The following is a 16,590-nucleotide window of genomic DNA, read 5'->3' on the forward strand; positions in this document are numbered from 1 at the left end:
CGGGCCGGGCGTCAGGCCGCGGCCTGGCCGTGGCGGGCGGGGAGCGGGCAGCGTTCGTCCAGCTCGGTGTTGGTCCGCACCCGCACGTCGAACATCCCTTCCGCGCGCAAGAGCCGCAGCCAGATGTCCAGTTCGCTGCTGATCCCCTCGCTGGCGGCGGCGATCCGCACCGCCTCGTCACGGTCCGCCGGGCTCCGGCCGACCAGCAGGATCCTGATCTTGAGGGCGATGCTGTGCCCGTTCCGAGGCTCGATCTTCAGGGCCTCGTCGACGTATCCCGCGGCCACCGTCGGGTTGGAGCGGGCGAGGGCGATCCTGGCCTTCCAGTACCAGAACTCCTCGGCCTCGCGGTCGATGCCCGCCGAGCCGAGCGCGCGTTGCGCCTGGTCGGGCTCGTTCGCCGCGATCAGCCGTGCCACCTTGGCCAGTGACCGCTCCTCCGCCGCCCCGGGCTCCGGCCCGTTCCGGCGCCCCCCGGTGAAGAGCCGACCCACGACCAGGAGGGAGGCCAGGAGGAACGCCAGCAGGATGCCGACCAGGATCATGAACTGCTGGGCTCCCTCGCCGTCGGCGAGGGTGGCGAAGATGCCCAGGATCGCTATGGCGAAGGCGAAGACGATCACAGCCCCGAACAGTCCGGTGGCCTGTCCCGCGGTCAAGGTGCGGAACATCCTGTGCTGAATGATGTTGCGGACGAGGTCCCGGTAAAGGAGGAACAGCACTCCGAGCGCCACGCCACCGAATCCGGCTATACCGCCGAGGACCTGAAATAGCTCCAACATGCCACGGACTGTAGGGCCTTGGGCATGCAGGTGTACGGGATACGGTCAGGAGCGTCCGGGGAGCGGATCCTCGTGCCCCCGGGAAGCGCCGGTCCCTCAGCTCGCGTCGTGGTGGTGGGCCTGGGTGATGAGGTCCGTCGCGACCTCCAGGGCCGCCTGGCGCGTCTCCTCCGGGTCGCCCTCCACGTGCTGGAGGAACATCATGCCGGCGTGCAGCGTGAACAGGGCGCTCACGCAGCGGACCTGGTCCGTCAGCGGGCCGTCCTCCGTGCGCAGCAGCTCCACCAGCCGGAAGAGGCGCTGCTTCACCGTCTCGCCGATGCTCAGCTCCCGCATCGTCGCCTGGTTCTCCTGCATGAACCGGTACAGCGAGGCGCCCGCCGCCATCGCCTCGCTGTAGCGGCGCAGCACCTCGCACTTGGTCTCCAGGGTGCGCGGCTGCCCCTCCGCCCACGTGATCAGCTCGTCGATCGGCCGCGTCAGGTCCTCGAAGAGGCTGATGATGATGTCTTCCTTGGTCTTGAAGTGGTAGTACAGCGCCGCCTTCGTGACCTCCAGCCGCTCCGCGATCTCGCGCAACGACGTCTTCTCGTAGCCCTGTTCGGCGAACAGCTCCAGCGCGACGTCCTGGATGCGCTGGCGCGTGTTGCCACGGCGCGGCTGCGGACCGCTGCTGGAGCTGGTCGTCATGATCGGTTCTCCCCAAAATTTACTTACTTGACGCCCGGCTAGTGACGGGTCTACCGTCCCCATTGTAGTGAACTAGCCGGTCGGCAAGTAAGAGCCGGCGCTCGAAGACCAGAAGTGCAGCAGTGGAAGTGCCAGGGGAGTGGACATGGGCGAGACAGTCAAAACGGCCGGAGCCTCGGAGGGGGTGAAGCCGCGCAGTGTGCGCGTCGTTCTCATGGCGCTCATGATCGCGATGCTGCTGGCCATGCTCGACAACATGATCATCGGTACCGCGATGCCCACCATCGTCGGCGAGCTCGGCGGCCTGGAGCACCTTTCCTGGGTGGTCACCGCCTACACGCTGGCCACCGCGGCCTCCACCCCCATCTGGGGCAAGATCGGCGACATGTACGGGCGGAAGGGCTCCTTCCTCACCTCGATCGTCATCTTCCTGATCGGCTCCGCGCTCAGCGGCATGGCCCAGGACATGGGCCAGCTGATCGGCTTCCGCGCGATCCAGGGCCTCGGTGCCGGCGGTCTGATGGTCGGCGTCATGGCGATCATCGGCGACCTGATCCCGCCCCGTGAGCGCGGCAAGTACCAGGGCATGATGGCCGGCGTGATGGCCCTCGCCATGATCGGCGGACCGCTGGTCGGCGGCACCATCACCGACCACATGGGCTGGCGCTGGTCCTTCTACATCAACCTGCCGCTCGGCGCGGTCGCGCTCGCCATGGTCACCGCCGTCCTGCACCTCCCCAAGAAGACGGGCGAGGGCGAGCGCCCGAAGATCGACTACCTGGGCGCGGCACTCCTCACCGTCGCCATCACCTCCACCGTGCTGGTCACGACGTGGGGCGGCACCGAGTACGCCTGGGGCTCCGGCCGGATCATCGGCCTGATCGTCGTCGGCCTGGTCTCGATCGCCGCGTTCCTCTACGCCGAGACCAAGGCCGCCGAGCCGGTCATGCCGCTGCACATCTTCCGCAGCCGCAACTTCACCCTCATGTCCGTGATCGGCTTCCTCGTCGGCTTCGCGATGTTCGGCGGCGTGCTCTACCTCCCGCTGTTCCAGCAGGCGGTCCAGGGCGCCTCCGCCACCAACTCGGGTCTGCTCCTGCTGCCCATGCTGCTCTCGATGATGGTCGTCTCGCTGATCGCGGGCCGCATCACCACCAGCAGCGGCAAGTACAAGATCTTCCCGATCGTCGGCGGCGCGCTCATGGTCGTCGGGCTCTTCCTGCTCGCGACGATGGACACCGGCACCTCGCGCCTCGTCTCCGGCCTGTACATGGCCGTCCTCGGCGCCGGGCTCGGCTTCCTGATGCAGATCACCATGCTGGTCGCGCAGAACAGCGTCGAGATGAAGGACATGGGTGTCGCGTCCTCGTCGGCGACCCTCTTCCGCACGCTCGGCGGCTCCTTCGGCGTGGCGCTGATGGGCTCGCTCTTCACCTCCCGGGTCACGGACACCATGTCCGACCGCCTGGGTCCCCAGGCCGCGGACGCCGCGGGCTCCGCCCAGCTGGACGCGGCGAGCCTGGCCAAGCTGCCGGAAGCCGTACGCGACGCCTACCAGCACGCGGTGGCCGCCGGTACGCACTCCGCGTTCCTGCTCGGCGCGGCCATCGCCGTACTGGGCTTCGCGGCTGCCTGGTTCGTCAAGGAGGTCCCGCTGCGGGGCGCGGGCCCGGCCCCGGCCGACGGCGCGGACGGCGGCAAGACGGCCCCGGCTCCGCAGGAGTCCGTCGCGCACTGACGCACGCGACGCGCGGCGTACGAAACGCACAACGGCCCGGCCCCGGTGGATGAACGGATCCACCGGGGCCGGGCCTTTTGCGTACACGCGTCAACCGCGCCGCCGGTTCGGCCAGTTCGGCAACTCCCGTAACTGCTGTAACTCCTGCAACTCCGGCAACTCGGGACCAAAGTCCTATTACATGGAATTCAACTGCTAATCGGCTGGAACCCCCCGGCGGCGGCGCACGTCCTGATCCACAGAACGCTCACATGCGGATGGGGAGTGGACATGGGTTTCTTGGCGCGCGTCAACGAGAAGGGCATCCGGGCCCGCGCAGCCGTCGCGGCGTCGGCCGTCGCCGTCGCGGCGACGATCTGGGGAGTGGCGACGCTGGTGGAGTCGGGACACGAGACCCCCGGCTCGAACGTGTCGCGCCAGCGCGACGCCGACGGCGCGGCGCGCGGGCCGCAGCAGCAACCGGAGCGGATACCCGAGGGCATAGCCCACGCGTCGGAGAGCGGCGGGAACGCGGTCAACATCACCATCGACGACGGCCCCGACCCCCGGTGGACCCCGAAGGTCCTCGACGTACTGGAGAAGTACGACGTGAAGGCCACCTTCTGCATGATCGGGCCGCAGGCCAGGGCCCACCCCGGCCTCGTCAAGAAGGTCGTCGCCGCCGGCCACCGGCTCTGCGACCACACCATGGACCACGACACGGCCATGGACAAGAAGCCCGTCGCCTACCAGGAACAGCAGATCCTCGACGCGAAGCGGCTGATCGAGGAAGCCGCGGGCGGCGGCGCGAAGGTCGAGTACTACCGCGCCCCCGGCGGCGCCTTCACCCCCGACAGCCGCCGCCTGGCCGCAGCGAACGGCATGCGCCCGCTCGGCTGGAACGTCGACACCAAGGACTTCGGCAAGCCGGGGACGGCCGCCGTCGTCGACGCCGTGAAGCGCGAGATCGGCAACGGCCCGACGGTCCTCTTCCACGACGGGGGCGGCAACCGCGCACAGACCGTCGAGGCGCTCGACCAGGTGCTGGCCTGGCTGAAGGAGCAGGGCCGGGCGACCGGCTTCCCGGTCCGCACCGCCCCCGAGACCACCGACCCGTCCTGACGGGGGCGGGCTGACACGCCGTCCGGCGGCGAACGGGTGAGGGTCGACGACCCGGAGCACCCCGGGGTGTTCCCTGGTCACGCGCGTACGAACGTACGCCCGACCAGTCCGAACCAGTCCGAACCAGTCCGAACCAGCCCCGACCAGGAGGCCCCCGTGACCATCAGCCCCGGAAAACTCTCCGACCCCGCCGTCGGCGCCTTCGTCACTGCCGTCAACGCGCACGACAAGGACGCCTTCCTCGCCCTGCTGACCCCCGACGCGACCATGTCCGACGACGGCTCGGACCGCGACCTCCGCGAGTGGATCGACCGGGAGATCTTCGACTCCGGCGGCCACATGGACGTCCAGAAGGAATCCGACGGCGGCCACGCCCTCATCGTCTCCTACCGCAACGACACCTGGGGCGAGATGCGCACCGCATGGCGCTTCGACGTCACCCCCGGCGGCAAGATCAGCCGCTTCGAAACCGGCCAGGCCTGAGTCACAGCCCCCGCGCCACCCCCAGCACCGCCGCCGTCAGGCGCTCGTTCTCCGGTGCCGCTCCGCCCGGGAAGGCGAAACGGCGGCGTGTGTACGCGTAGGCGATTGCCGTGACCGGGTCCCATGAAGCCCTGGGCGCCCGCCGCGCCGCTGTGCCCGAAGGCCTCCGGGCCCACGGCGGGCTGCCGCGTGAAGCCCAGCGCGAAGCGGTCCGCCTCCGCCGTCACCAGGTCCACGCCCGGGGTGTGCGGCTTCGCGCACTCCGCCAGGGTCTCCGGCTTCAGCAGCGGAGCCCGGCCGTCCACGCCGCCGATGGCCGCCGCGTACATTCCGGCGATGCCGCGTGCCGTGCCGATGCCGCCCGCCGAGGTTCACAACGGGAGTTGATCAGCCGGTATTCCGGCACCGGGGGCGGTACGGCCGGGCCTCCCGTACGGGTGAAAGCACGTCAGGCGTCGTTCCGGCCCACCGCGGGGGCCCGTTGGAGCGGGCATGAAGCGCACCCGCATCGCCGCCCTCGCCCTCGTGACCACCGCCGCGGCCCTCGCTCCCGCCCTCGGCCAGGCGGCCACCGCCGCGGAGGGTGCGGCGTACCTCCAGGACCCGGCAGGCGGCGAGAAGACCATGAAGTCGATGTGGACCAAGGACGAAATGCACAAGGTGGAGGGGCAGTTCCGCTTCCACCCCGGGATCATGTACCGGACGGTCACCCGCCCGGGCCCCTCCGCGGCCCCGGGCTACGAGCGGCAGGTACCGGACCTGAAGACGCTCGCGTGGCAGCCCTCGTACGAGTTCGCCTGGTCGGTGTCCGACTCGACGCTCGTGAAGAAGGCGATGACGACCAAGGAGGGCGCGCACCCGATCGTCGTGCACGCCGTGCTGCGCAGCGCCAAGGGCGCCAAGGCGGGGGAGGTGCGCCAGGAGCTGGCCGGGAAGCCGGCGACGGGGCGGGAGAAGATCGCGGGCGGCAAGCGGATCGCCTGCGACAGCGGGGAGTACACGGTGGAGTGGTCGGTGACGCGCTCCGGCTACGGGACGCTCACGGGCACGCTGCGCTGGGACTCCAGCTGCGAGCAGTACCGGACGGCGTTCTCCGAGGAGCAAGGGAAGCAAGGGCAGCAGGGGCGCTAGAGCCGGCCAGGGCGGGTGGGCAGCCAGGGCGGCGGGGCGGCGGGGGCACCGGAGGCGCCGGCGCGGAGTCGAGGCCGGCCGCCCCGCGCACCTTGTGGGTGCTCGGCGGGCGACTGGGCCGGCGGCCTTGGATCAAGAGCCGCAGTGGCCATGGTGCCGCATGGGGTGGGCTGCGGCACGGGGCGAAGGTCCCGTGTCGCGGGGGAACTTCGGTGTTCCGGTGTTCGTCAGTGCTTCTTGGAGGCCTCGTTCGCCTGGGCGGCGATGCCCTCCAGGACGCCCTTGGCGTCTCCGTTCGGTTCCACCGCGCGTCCGATGTTGCGCTTGATGGTGTCGCTGACCGTCACCCAGGACGGGTCGTTCACCGGGTAGAGCTGGGCACCGTAGAGCGCGGTCAGGAACTGCTGGTCGTTCTTGTCGAGGCCGCCGCCGGCCTGGGGGCGCGAGGCGGTGACGGTGGACGGCAGCAGGTGGTAGCGGTTGGCGAAGTCCGACAGGTTCTTGTCCTGGTAGAGGAACTCCAGGAACGTGCCGATCTCGGCACGGTGGCCGTTCTGCTTGAAGGCCATCATCCAGTCGGCCACGCCCACGGTCGGCGGGCTCTCCCCGGAGCCGAGGGTGTCCGAGACCGGCATGGTGACGGCGCCGACGCCGATGCCCTTGCCGCGCGCCTCGTGGAGGAGCGAGGGATAGCCGTTGAGCATGCCGACCTCGCCCTTCAGGAAGGCGGCGAAGGCATCGGCACGGTTGAGCTGGGAGGGCGGGGTGGGGCCGGTGAGCCCGGGGGCGACCAGCTGGCTCTTGACCCAGTTCCAGGTGTCGACGTTCTGGTCGGAGGCCAGGCTGTAGTTGCCGCTGCTGTCGGCGTAGCCGCCGCCGTTGCTCAGCTCCCAGATCATCGCCTCGGCGTGCGCCTCCTCCGGGCCCAGGGGCAGGGCGTACGGGAACTTCACGCCCTTGTCCTTGAGCTTGCCGGCCGCGGACTTGAGGTCGGACCAGGTCTTGGGCGGAGTACTGACGCCGGCCTGCTTGAACAGCGCCTCGTTGTAGAACAGGAGGCGGCTGCTCGCCACGAAGGGCAGGCCGTAGAGGGCGTTGCCGACGGTGCCGGCCTCGGCGAGCGGCTGGAGGAAGTTCGCCTCGGCGCTGACCGACAGCAGTTCGTCCGCGGAATAGAGCTTGCCCTGCGCCGCGAAGTCCGAGTACGCGCCCATGAGGGCCATGTCCGGTGCTTTCCCGGCCTTGACCATACGGGAGACCTCGCGGTCGATGTCGGCCCACGGAAGGAGCTTCACCTCGACCTTGATACCGGGGTGGGCGGAGGCGAAATCGTCCGTCACCTTGTCCCAGAAAGCCTTCGAGCTGGTGGCCGGAGTATCGCCGTATTCCGCGGCGATGAGGTGCAGCGTGCCGTCGCCACCTGCGCTGTCTCCGGAACCTCCGCATCCGGCCAGAGGTATCAGCAGACCGAGCACGACCGTGGTGGAGGCCGCGCCGAAAATTCTTCGTCGCACGGGTGTATTCCCCTGATTTTCTTTGGATCCCGTTATTACTTATGAGTTGCTCCGGGCGGGGTGTCCATCCATGGCCCGTTGGCCGGAATTCTCTCCTGGGGACGGGCGATTGATTCCATTGGGGCCGCACTTGTGGGCAATGCTCCAACTGCCGCTTTTCCGGCTGGTGTTTTCCGATATGTGATCGACAAAGCGGACGCGCGTAGACATGCCGAAAAGCCCGTTTCCGGTAGTGGAACGGGCTCGGCGGGTCTGACGGGTACCGGTCGGCTAGTCGTCGGCTAGTCGGCGAACTCGCCCGCGTACGGGTCGGGCTCGCCCGTCTCGGGGTTGCGGCCCTCCTGCCATCGGCGCTGGGCCTTGCGCCAGTGGACGAAGCTGAGGTGGCCGCCGTCCCAGAAGGTGATGCTGACCGGGCTCACGTCGAACTCGTCGGAGCAGAGCCGGTGGAGGAATTCGGCCATTCCGTACGGGTACACCGCGAACGCGTCGGCGGTGTGCCGTCCGCACACCAGAACCGGCCACCGGTCCGGGTCGGGATCGGAGGTGAGCCAGCAGAGGATGTCGGACCCGCCGGTCACGCCCCAGGCGATGATCGACTCCGGGTCCACGTCGAAGGCGGACCGGCCGCCCTCCGCCTCCCAGGCCTGGCGGGCGTTGTCGGTCTCCTCGGCCATCTCGGCCGGGTCCCACTGGAGGCCCGGCTTGGGGAGCGGCAGCAGGATGCTCGCCTCGCCATTGATGGATCCGGCGCCGAAGCGGCCCATGAAGGCCACGAAATCCGCCGGGAACCGGGTGCCCCAGGCCGCCTCGGCCGCCTGCCAGTCGATGTCCTCGTCGGCGCCGTGCGTCGCCGGCATGATCTGCTCCAGCGCCTTGATGTGCGCGTTCTCCGTCATGCCGCTCCCCTGACACCCCAGCTCAACCGCCCCAACCTACCGCCGGCGCGGGGCCCCGCCTACCCGCGCGTGAGACGCCCGGGTACGTCCAGGTTCACGGTGGTCCCGACCCGCAGTCCCCACCCGGCCATCGCCCCGGCCTCGGCCTCCAGGACGTGCCGCGACCGGAGCCGGGGCAGCCCGAGGCGTCCGGGGGCCATCGTGACGACGGCGAGCACGTCGAGGTCCCTGCCGAGGTACGCCACGTCGATGGCGAACCGCATCCGGAAGGTGTGCACGCTCGCCGCCGGGGTGAGCAGCATGGCCCCGTCGATCCCGTCCCGTCCGAGCAGCCCCCGCGTCCGGGCTCCGTACGAGGCGGCGACCTCCAGCGGAACCGTCACCGCCCCGACCCCGAGGAGGCCCTCGCCGTCCCGCCAGTTCGCCATGGCGGCAGCCTAAGGGCTGCCCCGGGCCCCGCCCAGGCCCCGCCGGCCCCCGCCCAGGTCGCGGCGGGGCTATGCCGCGACCGCCGGCCGGCCCTACCGTCGCCGGATGGGCGTCATCGTGATCGTTCTCGCCGCCGCGTACGGGACCGCCGCCGGGCTGCTGCTGCCGCGCGCCGCGTACCGGCTCTCCGTCGAGCCGGGGGAACCCTGGCGCGAGCGCTGCCCGCAGGGCCACGCGCTGCCCGGTTGGCTCGGCCCGGCCCGCTGCCGGTTCACCGCGCGCCACGCGTACGGCAGGCACGCCGCCCCCCTCGCCGCCCTCACCGGGGCGGTCTGCGCCGCCCTGGGAGCGGCCGTCGGGGCGCGCCCCGAGGCCGTGGCCTACATCGGCCTCGCCCCGGCGCTCGTGCTGCTCGCCCTCGTCGACCGCGCCGTGCACCGGCTCCCCGACGTACTGACGCTGCCGCTCGCCGCCGCGGTCGCCGCCGGGCTCGGGTCGGCAGCCCTCCTGCCCCGCGCCGGAGGCGACTGGCAGCGCGCGCTGCTCGGCGGGGGCCTGCTCGCCGCCGGGTACCTCGTGCTGTTCCTGATCAACCCCGGCGGTATGGGCTTCGGCGACGTCAAGCTGGCGCTCTCGCTGGGGGTCGCTCTTGGGTGGTACGGGTGGGGGGTATGGGTCGCGGGGGCCTTCCTGGGCCTTTTCTACGGGGCCCTGTACGGCCTGTCCCTTGTGCTGCGCGGCCCCGCGACCCGCAAGCAGAGTTTCGCCTTCGGCCCTTTCATGGCGGCCGGAGCACTCACCGGAGTGCTGCTGGGTGGTTTCGGAGCGTAATCGTGTCGCGCCAATGCACGCATAACGCTTTACGAAGGGTTATGGTGGAACCCCCCCCTCGGGCCGGTCCGTATCCCCCCCCCACGGACCGGCCCGTTTTTTGTTCTCCGCACCCTTCGGGCAAATGCGCAGGTCAGCCGCGCTGGGCCCAGAGGTTGGTGCCGGGGGTGGACACCGCGAAGGAGTCGATCTCCTTCAACTCGGCCTCGGAGAGCGGATCTCCGCCCAGCGCGGCCACGTTCTCCTCCAGCTGCTTCACGCTCGACGCGCCGATCAGGGCCGAGGTCATCCGGTCGTCGCGGAGCACCCACTTCAGCGCCAGCTGCGCCAGCGACTGACCGCGCCGCGCGGCGATGCCGTTCAGCCCGTTCAGCCGGCGGAGCACCTCGTCGGAGAGCATGCCCGGGTCGAGGGACTTGCCCTGCGTGGCCCGCGAGCCCGCCGGGATCTCCTTGAGGTACTTGCCCGTCAGCAGCCCCTGCGCCAGCGGCGCGAAGGAGATGCAGCCCATGCCGGCGTCCTCCAGGGTGTCCAGCAGCCCGTCCTCCTCCGTCCAGCGGTTGATCATGGAGTACGAGGGCTGGTGGATCAGCGGACGCACCCCCATCCCGCGCAGGATCCGCACCGCCTCGGCCGTCTGCTCCGCGGTGTACGAGGAGACGCCGACGTAGAGCGCCTTGCCCTGCTGGACGGCGGACGCCAGGGCGCCCATCGTCTCCTCCAGCGGGGTCTCCGGGTCGAAGCGGTGCGAGTAGAAGACGTCGACGTAGTCCACGCCCATCCGCTTCAGCGAGGCGTCCAGCGAGCTGAGGAGGTACTTCCGGCTGCCCCACTCGCCGTACGGCCCCGGGTGCATCAGGTAGCCGGCCTTGGTCGACAGGATCAGCTCGTCGCGGTAGGACGCGAAGTCCCGCGAAAAGATCTTGCCGAAGTTGATCTCGGCCGAGCCGGGCGGCGGGCCGTAGTTGTTCGCCAGGTCGAAGTGGGTGATGCCGAGGTCGAAGGCCCGGCGAAGGATCGCCCGCTGGGACTCCAGGGACTTGTCGTCGCCGAAGTTGTGCCAGAGGCCGAGCGAGACGGCGGGGAGCTTGAGGCCGCTGTGGCCGGTGCGCCGGTACTCCATGGAGTCGTAGCGCGAGGGCTCTGCCCGATAGGGATTGGTATCAGTCACGTTGTCCTCCCTATCACGGAGTTGTGACAGACCGAATTGGGTACCCCCTCTCACCGCGCAGTAATGTGGCCGCCTCGGGGGAGACCGCAATTCGCACGGGGGCATTGCACGGAGGGGCTGGAAGATCGTGAAGCTGCGCGACCTGGTGTACAGGCTCTACGCACGCCGGGTGGAAGGCCGCCTCGACCATGACGCGGCGCCCAAGCACATCGGCGTCATCCTGGACGGGAACCGGCGCTGGGCGAAGGCGTCCGGAGGTACGACGGAACAGGGCCACCAGGCCGGGGCCGACAAGATCTCCGAGATGCTGGGCTGGTGCACCGAGACCGACGTCGAGGTCGTCACCCTGTGGATGCTCTCCACGGACAACCTGGACCGGCCGGAGGTCGAGCTCCGCCCGCTGCTCAACATCATCGAGAACACCGTGCGGGGCCTCGCCGCGGACGGCCGCTGGCGTGTCCACCACGTCGGCAACCTCGACATCCTGCCCGCCCAGACGCAGACCGTGCTGAAGGAGGCCGAGCAGGCCACGCACGACATCGACGGGATACTCGTCAATGTCGCCGTCGGCTACGGCGGCCGCCAGGAGATCGCCGACGCGGTCCGCTCGCTGCTCCTGGAGCACGCGCAGAAGGGCACCTCCTTCGAGGAGCTCGCCGAGATCCTGGACATCGACCACATCGCCGAGCACCTCTACACGCGCGGCCAGCCCGACCCGGACCTCGTGATCCGCACCAGCGGCGAGCAGCGGCTGTCCGGATTCATGCTCTGGCAGAGCGCCCACTCCGAGTACTACTTCTGCGAGGTCTTCTGGCCGGCCTTCCGCAAGGTCGACTTCCTCCGGGCCCTGCGCGACTACGCCGCCCGCCACCGGCGCTACGGCACCTGATTCATCCTGATTCACCCGGGGTGTCCTCCGACGCCCCCTCGGTCACAGTCGTCCCCTCCTTCCCAAGCCTTCACCTGGGATTCACAGAGCGTCCGTCATATGCCATGGCATGGCCTGGCCTGATCTGGGAATACCCCTTTCAGGTCGACGTCCGATCCACGGGTGTCGAATCTCAGCGGACGGCATGGGGTCGTCCGCCCGGGAGGCCCTTTGCACCAGGACGCACGTGCGGTTCGCACGGACGAAGTGGGAGGGCCGGAAATCGGCCCCGGCATGGGTGCCGATGACCGGTCCGGTCTTCATGGCCCGACCTCTTCCGAGGGGGTACGTCCTTCCGTGGTGACCAGCACAAAGCGCCGCCTGCCCGACAGGCGGACCTACGTCCTCGACACCAGCGTCCTGCTGGCAGACCCCAACGCGATCACCCGCTTCGACGAGCACGAGGTCGTGCTCCCGATCGTGGTGATCACCGAGCTGGAGGCAAAGAGGCACCATCCCGAACTCGGCTACTTCGCGCGCCAGGCCCTGCGCCTGCTCGACGACTTCCGGGTCCGGAACGGACGCCTCGACGCCCCCATCCCGCTGGGCGATCTGGGCGGCACCCTGCGTGTCGAGCTCAACCACTCCGACCCGGGTGTCCTGCCCGCCGGCTTCCGACTGGGGGACAACGACTCGCGGATCCTCGCGGTCGCCCGCAATCTCCAGGCCGAGGGCTACGACGTCACGGTGGTCTCGAAGGATCTCCCGCTGCGCATCAAGGCCTCCTCCGTGGGCCTGCTGGCCGAGGAGTACCGGGCGGAGCTCGCCATCACGGACGCCGGCTGGACCGGCATGAGCGAACTCGCCCTCTCCGGGGAACAGGTGGACCTCCTCTACTCGGAGGAGCGGCTCTACGTCCCGGAGGCCGCCGAGCTGCCCGTGCACACCGGGCTGGTCCTGCAGTCCGAGCGTGGCAAGGCGCTCGGCCGGGTCACGGCCGACGGCAACGTGAGGCTCGTACGGGGCGACCGCGAGGCCTTCGGGCTGCACGGCCGCAGCGCCGAGCAGCGCATCGCCCTGGACCTCCTCCTCGACCCCGAGATCGGGATCATCTCGATGGGCGGCCGGGCCGGCACCGGAAAGTCGGCGCTGGCGCTCTGCGCGGGCCTGGAGGCCGTACTGGAGCGGCGCCAGCATCAGAAGGTGATGGTCTTCCGGCCGCTGTACGCGGTGGGCGGCCAGGACCTCGGCTACCTGCCCGGGGATGCAAACGAGAAGATGAGTCCCTGGGCGCAGGCGGTCTTCGACACCCTCTCGGCGGTCGCCGGGCGGGAGGTCATCGAGGAGGTGCTGAACCGCGGGATGCTGGAGGTCCTGCCGCTCACGCACATCCGCGGCCGCTCGTTGCACGACGCCTTCGTGATCGTGGACGAGGCCCAGTCGCTGGAGCGGAACGTCCTGCTGACCGTTCTGTCCCGAATCGGGGCGAATTCGCGGGTCGTTCTGACCCACGACGTGGCCCAGCGGGACAATCTGCGGGTCGGCCGGTACGACGGAGTCGTCGCCGTCGTTGAGAAGCTGAAGGGGCATCCGCTCTTCGCTCACGTCACGCTGAACCGCTCCGAGCGCTCCCCGATCGCCGCACTCGTCACCGAGATGCTCGAATCGCTGTAGCGCACACAGGGGGCAAAACCCCCATAGCGGGAAGGTGAGTTGGCGCCGCCCGGCAAAGGCCCGAGAGCCTAGCCGGGCGGCGTCGTGCTGCACAGCCCTTTCGCCAAAACAACAGGGGCATCCCAGGTGTGACCTTTCACACGCAGCACAGAATTGCCCTGCGGCGCCGAGGTCCGGCAGAGTCTGTTTTCCGTCAGGCCCCGCATACGGCACAGTTGTATCTCCGGTACCACCCGTGAGGTACGCGCAGCACCACAACTCCACAGCCGATCGCCGTATGCCGCCCGGAGTTTCACGTGCAGCCCCCGCGAGGGAGCTGCCACGGGCCCGCGTCTCCAGTGACCGCAGAACCACGGAGGCCAGTGTCGAGGGGCACTCTCGCGCCCGCGCGGTCACTGCGGACGTTGCTGGAAGGACATCATGTGAGCCGGATCTCGGTCCGGGGGTTCGCAGTGGCTTCGGCCACCGCGGTCACCACCGTCGGCGCAGTCGTTGGCGTTGCCACTGGCGACCCCACGAACGATCTCGAAACGACAGCGTCCGGCGCGACTCTCCTCACTGACATCCCGGTCGGCGACCAGGCTGAGGTCCAGAGCGGGTCCCTGACCCAGCAGGCCGACGCCATCGCCCACGCCGCCGACGCCGACGCCAAGCGCTCGGCCGAGGAGGCAGCCCGTGTCCAGGCCGCCGAGGACGCCAAGTCCAAGAAGGCGGAAGCGGAGAAGGCCAAGGCGGAGGCGGACGCCAAGGCCAAGCGGGAACGCGAGGAGAAGGACCAGATCGCCAGCCGGTCCGCCGCCCGCGACGCCGGCGACTTCGCGGTCCAGAGCTCCTACACGGTCGCGCAGGTCAAGGCCATCGCCCAGCAGATGGTGCCCTCCGGCCAGTTCCAGTGCTTCTCGAACATCATCAACGAGGAATCCACCTGGAACTACAAGGCCGTCAACTCGTCCTCGGGTGCCTACGGTCTGGTCCAGGCGCTCCCGGGCTCGAAGATGGCCTCGGCCGGTGCCGACTGGCGCACCAACCCCGCCACGCAGATCAAGTGGGGCCTGAACTACATGAACGACCGGTACGGCAGCGCGTGCAGCGCCTGGAGCTTCCACCAGGCCAACGGCTGGTACTAGCCACCGGGCGGCGGCCGCCGACCGGCAGTGCCCGCCGCACCCCCGCTCAACCTCGGAGAGCCCCGCACCGTCCTACGGCGCGGGGCTCCTCGCGTGTACGGTCTTTCGAGGTGTGACCAGTGGGCGGGGGGAAGGGAACGACATGTCGAAGAGGGCAGGCTGGCTCGGCCGGCTCGGGAGCAAGCTGAACCGGATGGAGGCGCGGCTCGACGAACGGCGGGCCGAGGTCGAGGCCGAGGCCAGGGGCGTTTCGCCGCTCCCCGTCGCGGCCGACCGGGCGCAGGCCGCCGCGGGGCCGGGATCCGCCGCTCCCGCCGCCGTCGTCCCGGCGGTACCCGAACGCCCCGACCCGGTGACCGTGGTCCCGTGGGGCATGCGGGTGGCCGCCGAGGTCAGCTGGCGGCTGCTGCTCCTGGCCGGAATGCTCTGGGTGCTGATGAAGGTGATCAGCGAAGTCCGCCTGGTCGTCCTCGCGTTCGCCGCCGCCATGCTGGTCACCGCGCTGCTCCAGCCCTTCGTGGTCCGGCTGCGCCGCCTCGGCCTGCCGCGCGGCCTCGCCACCGCCGTCACCGCGATCCTCGGCTTCGTGGTCATCGGGCTGGTCGGCTGGTTCGTGGTCTGGCAGGTCATGGAGAACCTCGACGACCTGTCCGACCGGGTCCGCGACGGAATCAACGAACTGAAACTCTGGGCACTGGACAGTCCGTTCCACGTGACCGAGAAGCAGATCACCGACATCGCGAAGAACCTCAGCGAGACCATCGGCACCAACACCGAGCAGATCACCTCCGCCGGCCTGCAAGGCGTGACGGTGCTCGTCGAGGTCCTGACCGGGATGCTGCTCGCGATGTTCTCGACGCTGTTCCTGCTCTACGACGGCAAGCGCATCTGGGAGTGGACGCTCGGTCTCGTCCCGGCCACCGCCCGGCCCGGAGTGGCGGGAGCCGGTCCGCGCGCCTGGCGCACGCTGACCGCGTACGTACGCGGCACCGTCCTCGTCGCGCTCATCGACGCCACCTTCATCGGCCTCGGTCTCTACTTCCTCAAGGTGCCGATGGCCGTGCCGCTGGCAGTCTTCATCTTCCTGTTCGCCTTCATCCCGCTCGTGGGCGCGGTGGTCTCGGGCGCACTCGCGGTGGTCGTGGCGCTCGTGACCCAGGGCGTGTTCACCGCGCTGATGGTGCTGCTCGTGGTGCTGGCCGTGCAGCAGATCGAGGGGCACGTGCTCCAGCCCTTCATCCTGGGCCGGGCGGTGCGGGTGCACCCGCTCGCGGTGGTGCTCGCCGTGGCGGCCGGCGGGATGATCGCGGGCATCGGCGGAGCGGTCGTCGCCGTACCGCTGGTCGCGGTCACCAACACGGTGGTGGGCTACCTGAGGGCGTACTCGCGCGAGCAACTCCTGCACGACGCCACCTCGGTCGGCCCCTCGCCGCACGGGGCGACCGCGCTGAGCCAGGCGGACCCGGGGCAGCGGTGATCGGCGAGCCCGAGCTCGACGGGGAGTGGGGGCCCGACGCCCTGCCCGCCGGGCAGGCGCAGCCGGACGCGCCGGGTGAGCCCGTACGACGGCCCGCGCGGCCGTGGCTGTGGGCACTGGGCGGGGCGCTGGTGGCCTCGGCGGTGTGGGCCGGGACGCTGGCCGTGTCGCAGGATCGATTCAGCGGCGCGCCGGAGGTCGCGTACCGGCACGCGGAGGACCTCTGCAAGGAGGCGTCGCTGAGCGCGGTCGCCAGGGCCACCACGAAGCTCAGCGGGGACGTCCCGCGCCACGGCGAGCACCCCGCGATGGACTGGTCGTACTGCATGTACAACACGTATCCCACCGAAGACAGCATGAGGTACGGGGCCGAGGCGCTGGTCCAGTTGCACAAGAAGACGGACCCGCGCGCGGAGTTCGGTGCCGCTCCCGAGTCCCTGTCGAACGTCTGGGACGAGACGGCGGGCACGGAGCAGGTGCCCGGGCTCGGCGAGCGGGCACTGATCAGCCGTTCGGTCAGGGGGAACCGGATCCAAGTGCTGGACGGCGGCGCGGTCTTCACGCTCACGATCAGCTGGTACGGGGAGCTGGACTCGCCCGCACCGGACGAGGACGCCGTCAAGGCGGCGATGATCGAGGACGTGCGCACGCTGATGGCCACGCTGAAGAGGTGAA

The 16,590-nt window shown here is 70.0% G+C and carries 17 protein-coding genes; 11 read left to right on the plus strand and 6 right to left on the minus strand.

Annotated elements, in window-relative coordinates:
• Positions 1-11: 11 nt before the first annotated feature.
• Both OG737_RS19430 and OG737_RS19435 read right to left on the minus strand, forming a co-directional pair.
• Positions 12-782, minus strand: coding sequence for a hypothetical protein (locus OG737_RS19430; RefSeq protein ID WP_328927391.1), 771 nt, complete (start codon positions 780-782; stop codon positions 12-14).
• A 96-nt stretch (positions 783-878) separates the two neighbouring features.
• Positions 879-1,472, minus strand: coding sequence for a helix-turn-helix domain-containing protein (locus OG737_RS19435; protein ID WP_328927392.1), 594 nt, complete (start codon positions 1,470-1,472; stop codon positions 879-881).
• Between the two features lie 145 nt (positions 1,473-1,617).
• On the opposite strand from OG737_RS19435, the gene OG737_RS19440 reads away from it, so the two are divergent.
• The 5 genes from OG737_RS19440 (at position 1,618) to OG737_RS19460 (ending at position 5,925) form a co-directional block, all read left to right on the plus strand.
• A complete protein-coding gene (locus tag OG737_RS19440; protein ID WP_405921802.1) occupies positions 1,618-3,210 on the plus strand; it encodes an MDR family MFS transporter in 1,593 nt (530 codons plus the stop codon).
• Positions 3,211-3,480: 270 nt separating this feature from the next.
• Complete coding sequence (locus tag OG737_RS19445; protein WP_328927394.1) at positions 3,481-4,311, plus strand: polysaccharide deacetylase family protein; 831 nt, start codon at positions 3,481-3,483, stop codon at positions 4,309-4,311.
• A gap of 156 nt (positions 4,312-4,467) precedes the next feature.
• Positions 4,468-4,794, plus strand: coding sequence for a nuclear transport factor 2 family protein (locus OG737_RS19450; RefSeq protein WP_328927395.1), 327 nt, complete (start codon positions 4,468-4,470; stop codon positions 4,792-4,794).
• 123 nt (positions 4,795-4,917) lie between these two features.
• Complete coding sequence (locus tag OG737_RS19455) at positions 4,918-5,181, plus strand: hypothetical protein (RefSeq protein WP_405678745.1); 264 nt, start codon at positions 4,918-4,920, stop codon at positions 5,179-5,181.
• Between the two features lie 105 nt (positions 5,182-5,286).
• On the plus strand, positions 5,287-5,925 hold the full coding sequence (locus tag OG737_RS19460) for a hypothetical protein (protein WP_405678743.1): 639 nt from the start codon (positions 5,287-5,289) through the stop codon (positions 5,923-5,925).
• Positions 5,926-6,152: 227 nt separating this feature from the next.
• Here OG737_RS19460 and OG737_RS19465 read toward each other — a convergent pair whose 3' ends face one another.
• From OG737_RS19465 to OG737_RS19475, 3 genes are all read right to left on the minus strand, one after another.
• The gene (locus tag OG737_RS19465; protein ID WP_328927398.1) at positions 6,153-7,439 is read right to left on the minus strand and encodes an extracellular solute-binding protein; all 1,287 of its coding nucleotides are present in this window, start codon (positions 7,437-7,439) and stop codon (positions 6,153-6,155) included.
• A gap of 281 nt (positions 7,440-7,720) precedes the next feature.
• Positions 7,721-8,338: an SMI1/KNR4 family protein gene (locus OG737_RS19470; protein WP_328927399.1), complete on the minus strand. Its 618-nt coding sequence runs from the start codon at positions 8,336-8,338 to the stop codon at positions 7,721-7,723.
• A gap of 59 nt (positions 8,339-8,397) precedes the next feature.
• A complete protein-coding gene (locus OG737_RS19475; RefSeq protein ID WP_328927400.1) occupies positions 8,398-8,766 on the minus strand; it encodes a DUF192 domain-containing protein in 369 nt (122 codons plus the stop codon).
• 106 nt (positions 8,767-8,872) lie between these two features.
• Here OG737_RS19475 and OG737_RS19480 point away from each other — a divergent pair, with 106 nt between their 5' ends.
• Positions 8,873-9,598, plus strand: a complete 726-nt coding sequence (locus OG737_RS19480) for an A24 family peptidase (RefSeq protein WP_328927401.1) — start codon at positions 8,873-8,875, stop codon at positions 9,596-9,598.
• 133 nt (positions 9,599-9,731) lie between these two features.
• On the opposite strand, the gene mgrA is transcribed toward OG737_RS19480, so the two are convergent.
• On the minus strand, positions 9,732-10,769 hold the full coding sequence (mgrA, locus tag OG737_RS19485; protein WP_328927402.1) for an L-glyceraldehyde 3-phosphate reductase: 1,038 nt from the start codon (positions 10,767-10,769) through the stop codon (positions 9,732-9,734).
• A 127-nt stretch (positions 10,770-10,896) separates the two neighbouring features.
• Between mgrA and OG737_RS19490 the strand changes: the two genes are divergently transcribed.
• From OG737_RS19490 to OG737_RS19510, 5 genes are all read left to right on the plus strand, one after another.
• Positions 10,897-11,658 carry an isoprenyl transferase gene (locus OG737_RS19490; RefSeq protein WP_328927403.1) on the plus strand — a complete coding sequence of 254 codons (762 nt, stop codon included), beginning with the start codon at positions 10,897-10,899 and terminating at the stop codon, positions 11,656-11,658.
• 336 nt (positions 11,659-11,994) lie between these two features.
• On the plus strand, positions 11,995-13,311 hold the full coding sequence (locus OG737_RS19495) for a PhoH family protein (protein WP_328927404.1): 1,317 nt from the start codon (positions 11,995-11,997) through the stop codon (positions 13,309-13,311).
• 422 nt (positions 13,312-13,733) lie between these two features.
• Positions 13,734-14,438, plus strand: coding sequence for a transglycosylase SLT domain-containing protein (locus OG737_RS19500; protein ID WP_328927405.1), 705 nt, complete (start codon positions 13,734-13,736; stop codon positions 14,436-14,438).
• Positions 14,439-14,580: 142 nt separating this feature from the next.
• Positions 14,581-15,915, plus strand: coding sequence for an AI-2E family transporter (locus tag OG737_RS19505; protein ID WP_328927406.1), 1,335 nt, complete (start codon positions 14,581-14,583; stop codon positions 15,913-15,915).
• Complete coding sequence (locus tag OG737_RS19510; protein WP_405678739.1) at positions 15,912-16,589, plus strand: hypothetical protein; 678 nt, start codon at positions 15,912-15,914, stop codon at positions 16,587-16,589. The genes OG737_RS19505 and OG737_RS19510 overlap by 4 nt, the downstream gene beginning before the upstream one ends.
• Position 16,590 lies beyond the last annotated feature (1 nt).

Origin of the sequence: Streptomyces sp. NBC_00122, from assembly GCF_045160845.1 — a bacterium.
In the GTDB taxonomy this organism is placed as follows: Bacteria; Actinomycetota; Actinomycetes; order Streptomycetales; family Streptomycetaceae; genus Streptomyces.

Coding starts and splice junctions, on each gene's coding strand:
- OG737_RS19430 (WP_328927391.1), bottom strand. CDS start 782: ATGTTGGAGCTATTTCAGGTCCTCGGCGGTATAGCCGGATTCGGTGGC.
- OG737_RS19435 (WP_328927392.1), bottom strand. CDS start 1,472: ATGACGACCAGCTCCAGCAGCGGTCCGCAGCCGCGCCGTGGCAACACG.
- OG737_RS19440 (WP_405921802.1), top strand. CDS start 1,618: ATGGGCGAGACAGTCAAAACGGCCGGAGCCTCGGAGGGGGTGAAGCCG.
- OG737_RS19445 (WP_328927394.1), top strand. CDS start 3,481: ATGGGTTTCTTGGCGCGCGTCAACGAGAAGGGCATCCGGGCCCGCGCA.
- OG737_RS19455 (WP_405678745.1), top strand. CDS start 4,918: ATGAAGCCCTGGGCGCCCGCCGCGCCGCTGTGCCCGAAGGCCTCCGGG.
- OG737_RS19460 (WP_405678743.1), top strand. CDS start 5,287: ATGAAGCGCACCCGCATCGCCGCCCTCGCCCTCGTGACCACCGCCGCG.
- OG737_RS19470 (WP_328927399.1), bottom strand. CDS start 8,338: ATGACGGAGAACGCGCACATCAAGGCGCTGGAGCAGATCATGCCGGCG.
- OG737_RS19475 (WP_328927400.1), bottom strand. CDS start 8,766: ATGGCGAACTGGCGGGACGGCGAGGGCCTCCTCGGGGTCGGGGCGGTG.
- OG737_RS19480 (WP_328927401.1), top strand. CDS start 8,873: ATGGGCGTCATCGTGATCGTTCTCGCCGCCGCGTACGGGACCGCCGCC.
- OG737_RS19505 (WP_328927406.1), top strand. CDS start 14,581: ATGTCGAAGAGGGCAGGCTGGCTCGGCCGGCTCGGGAGCAAGCTGAAC.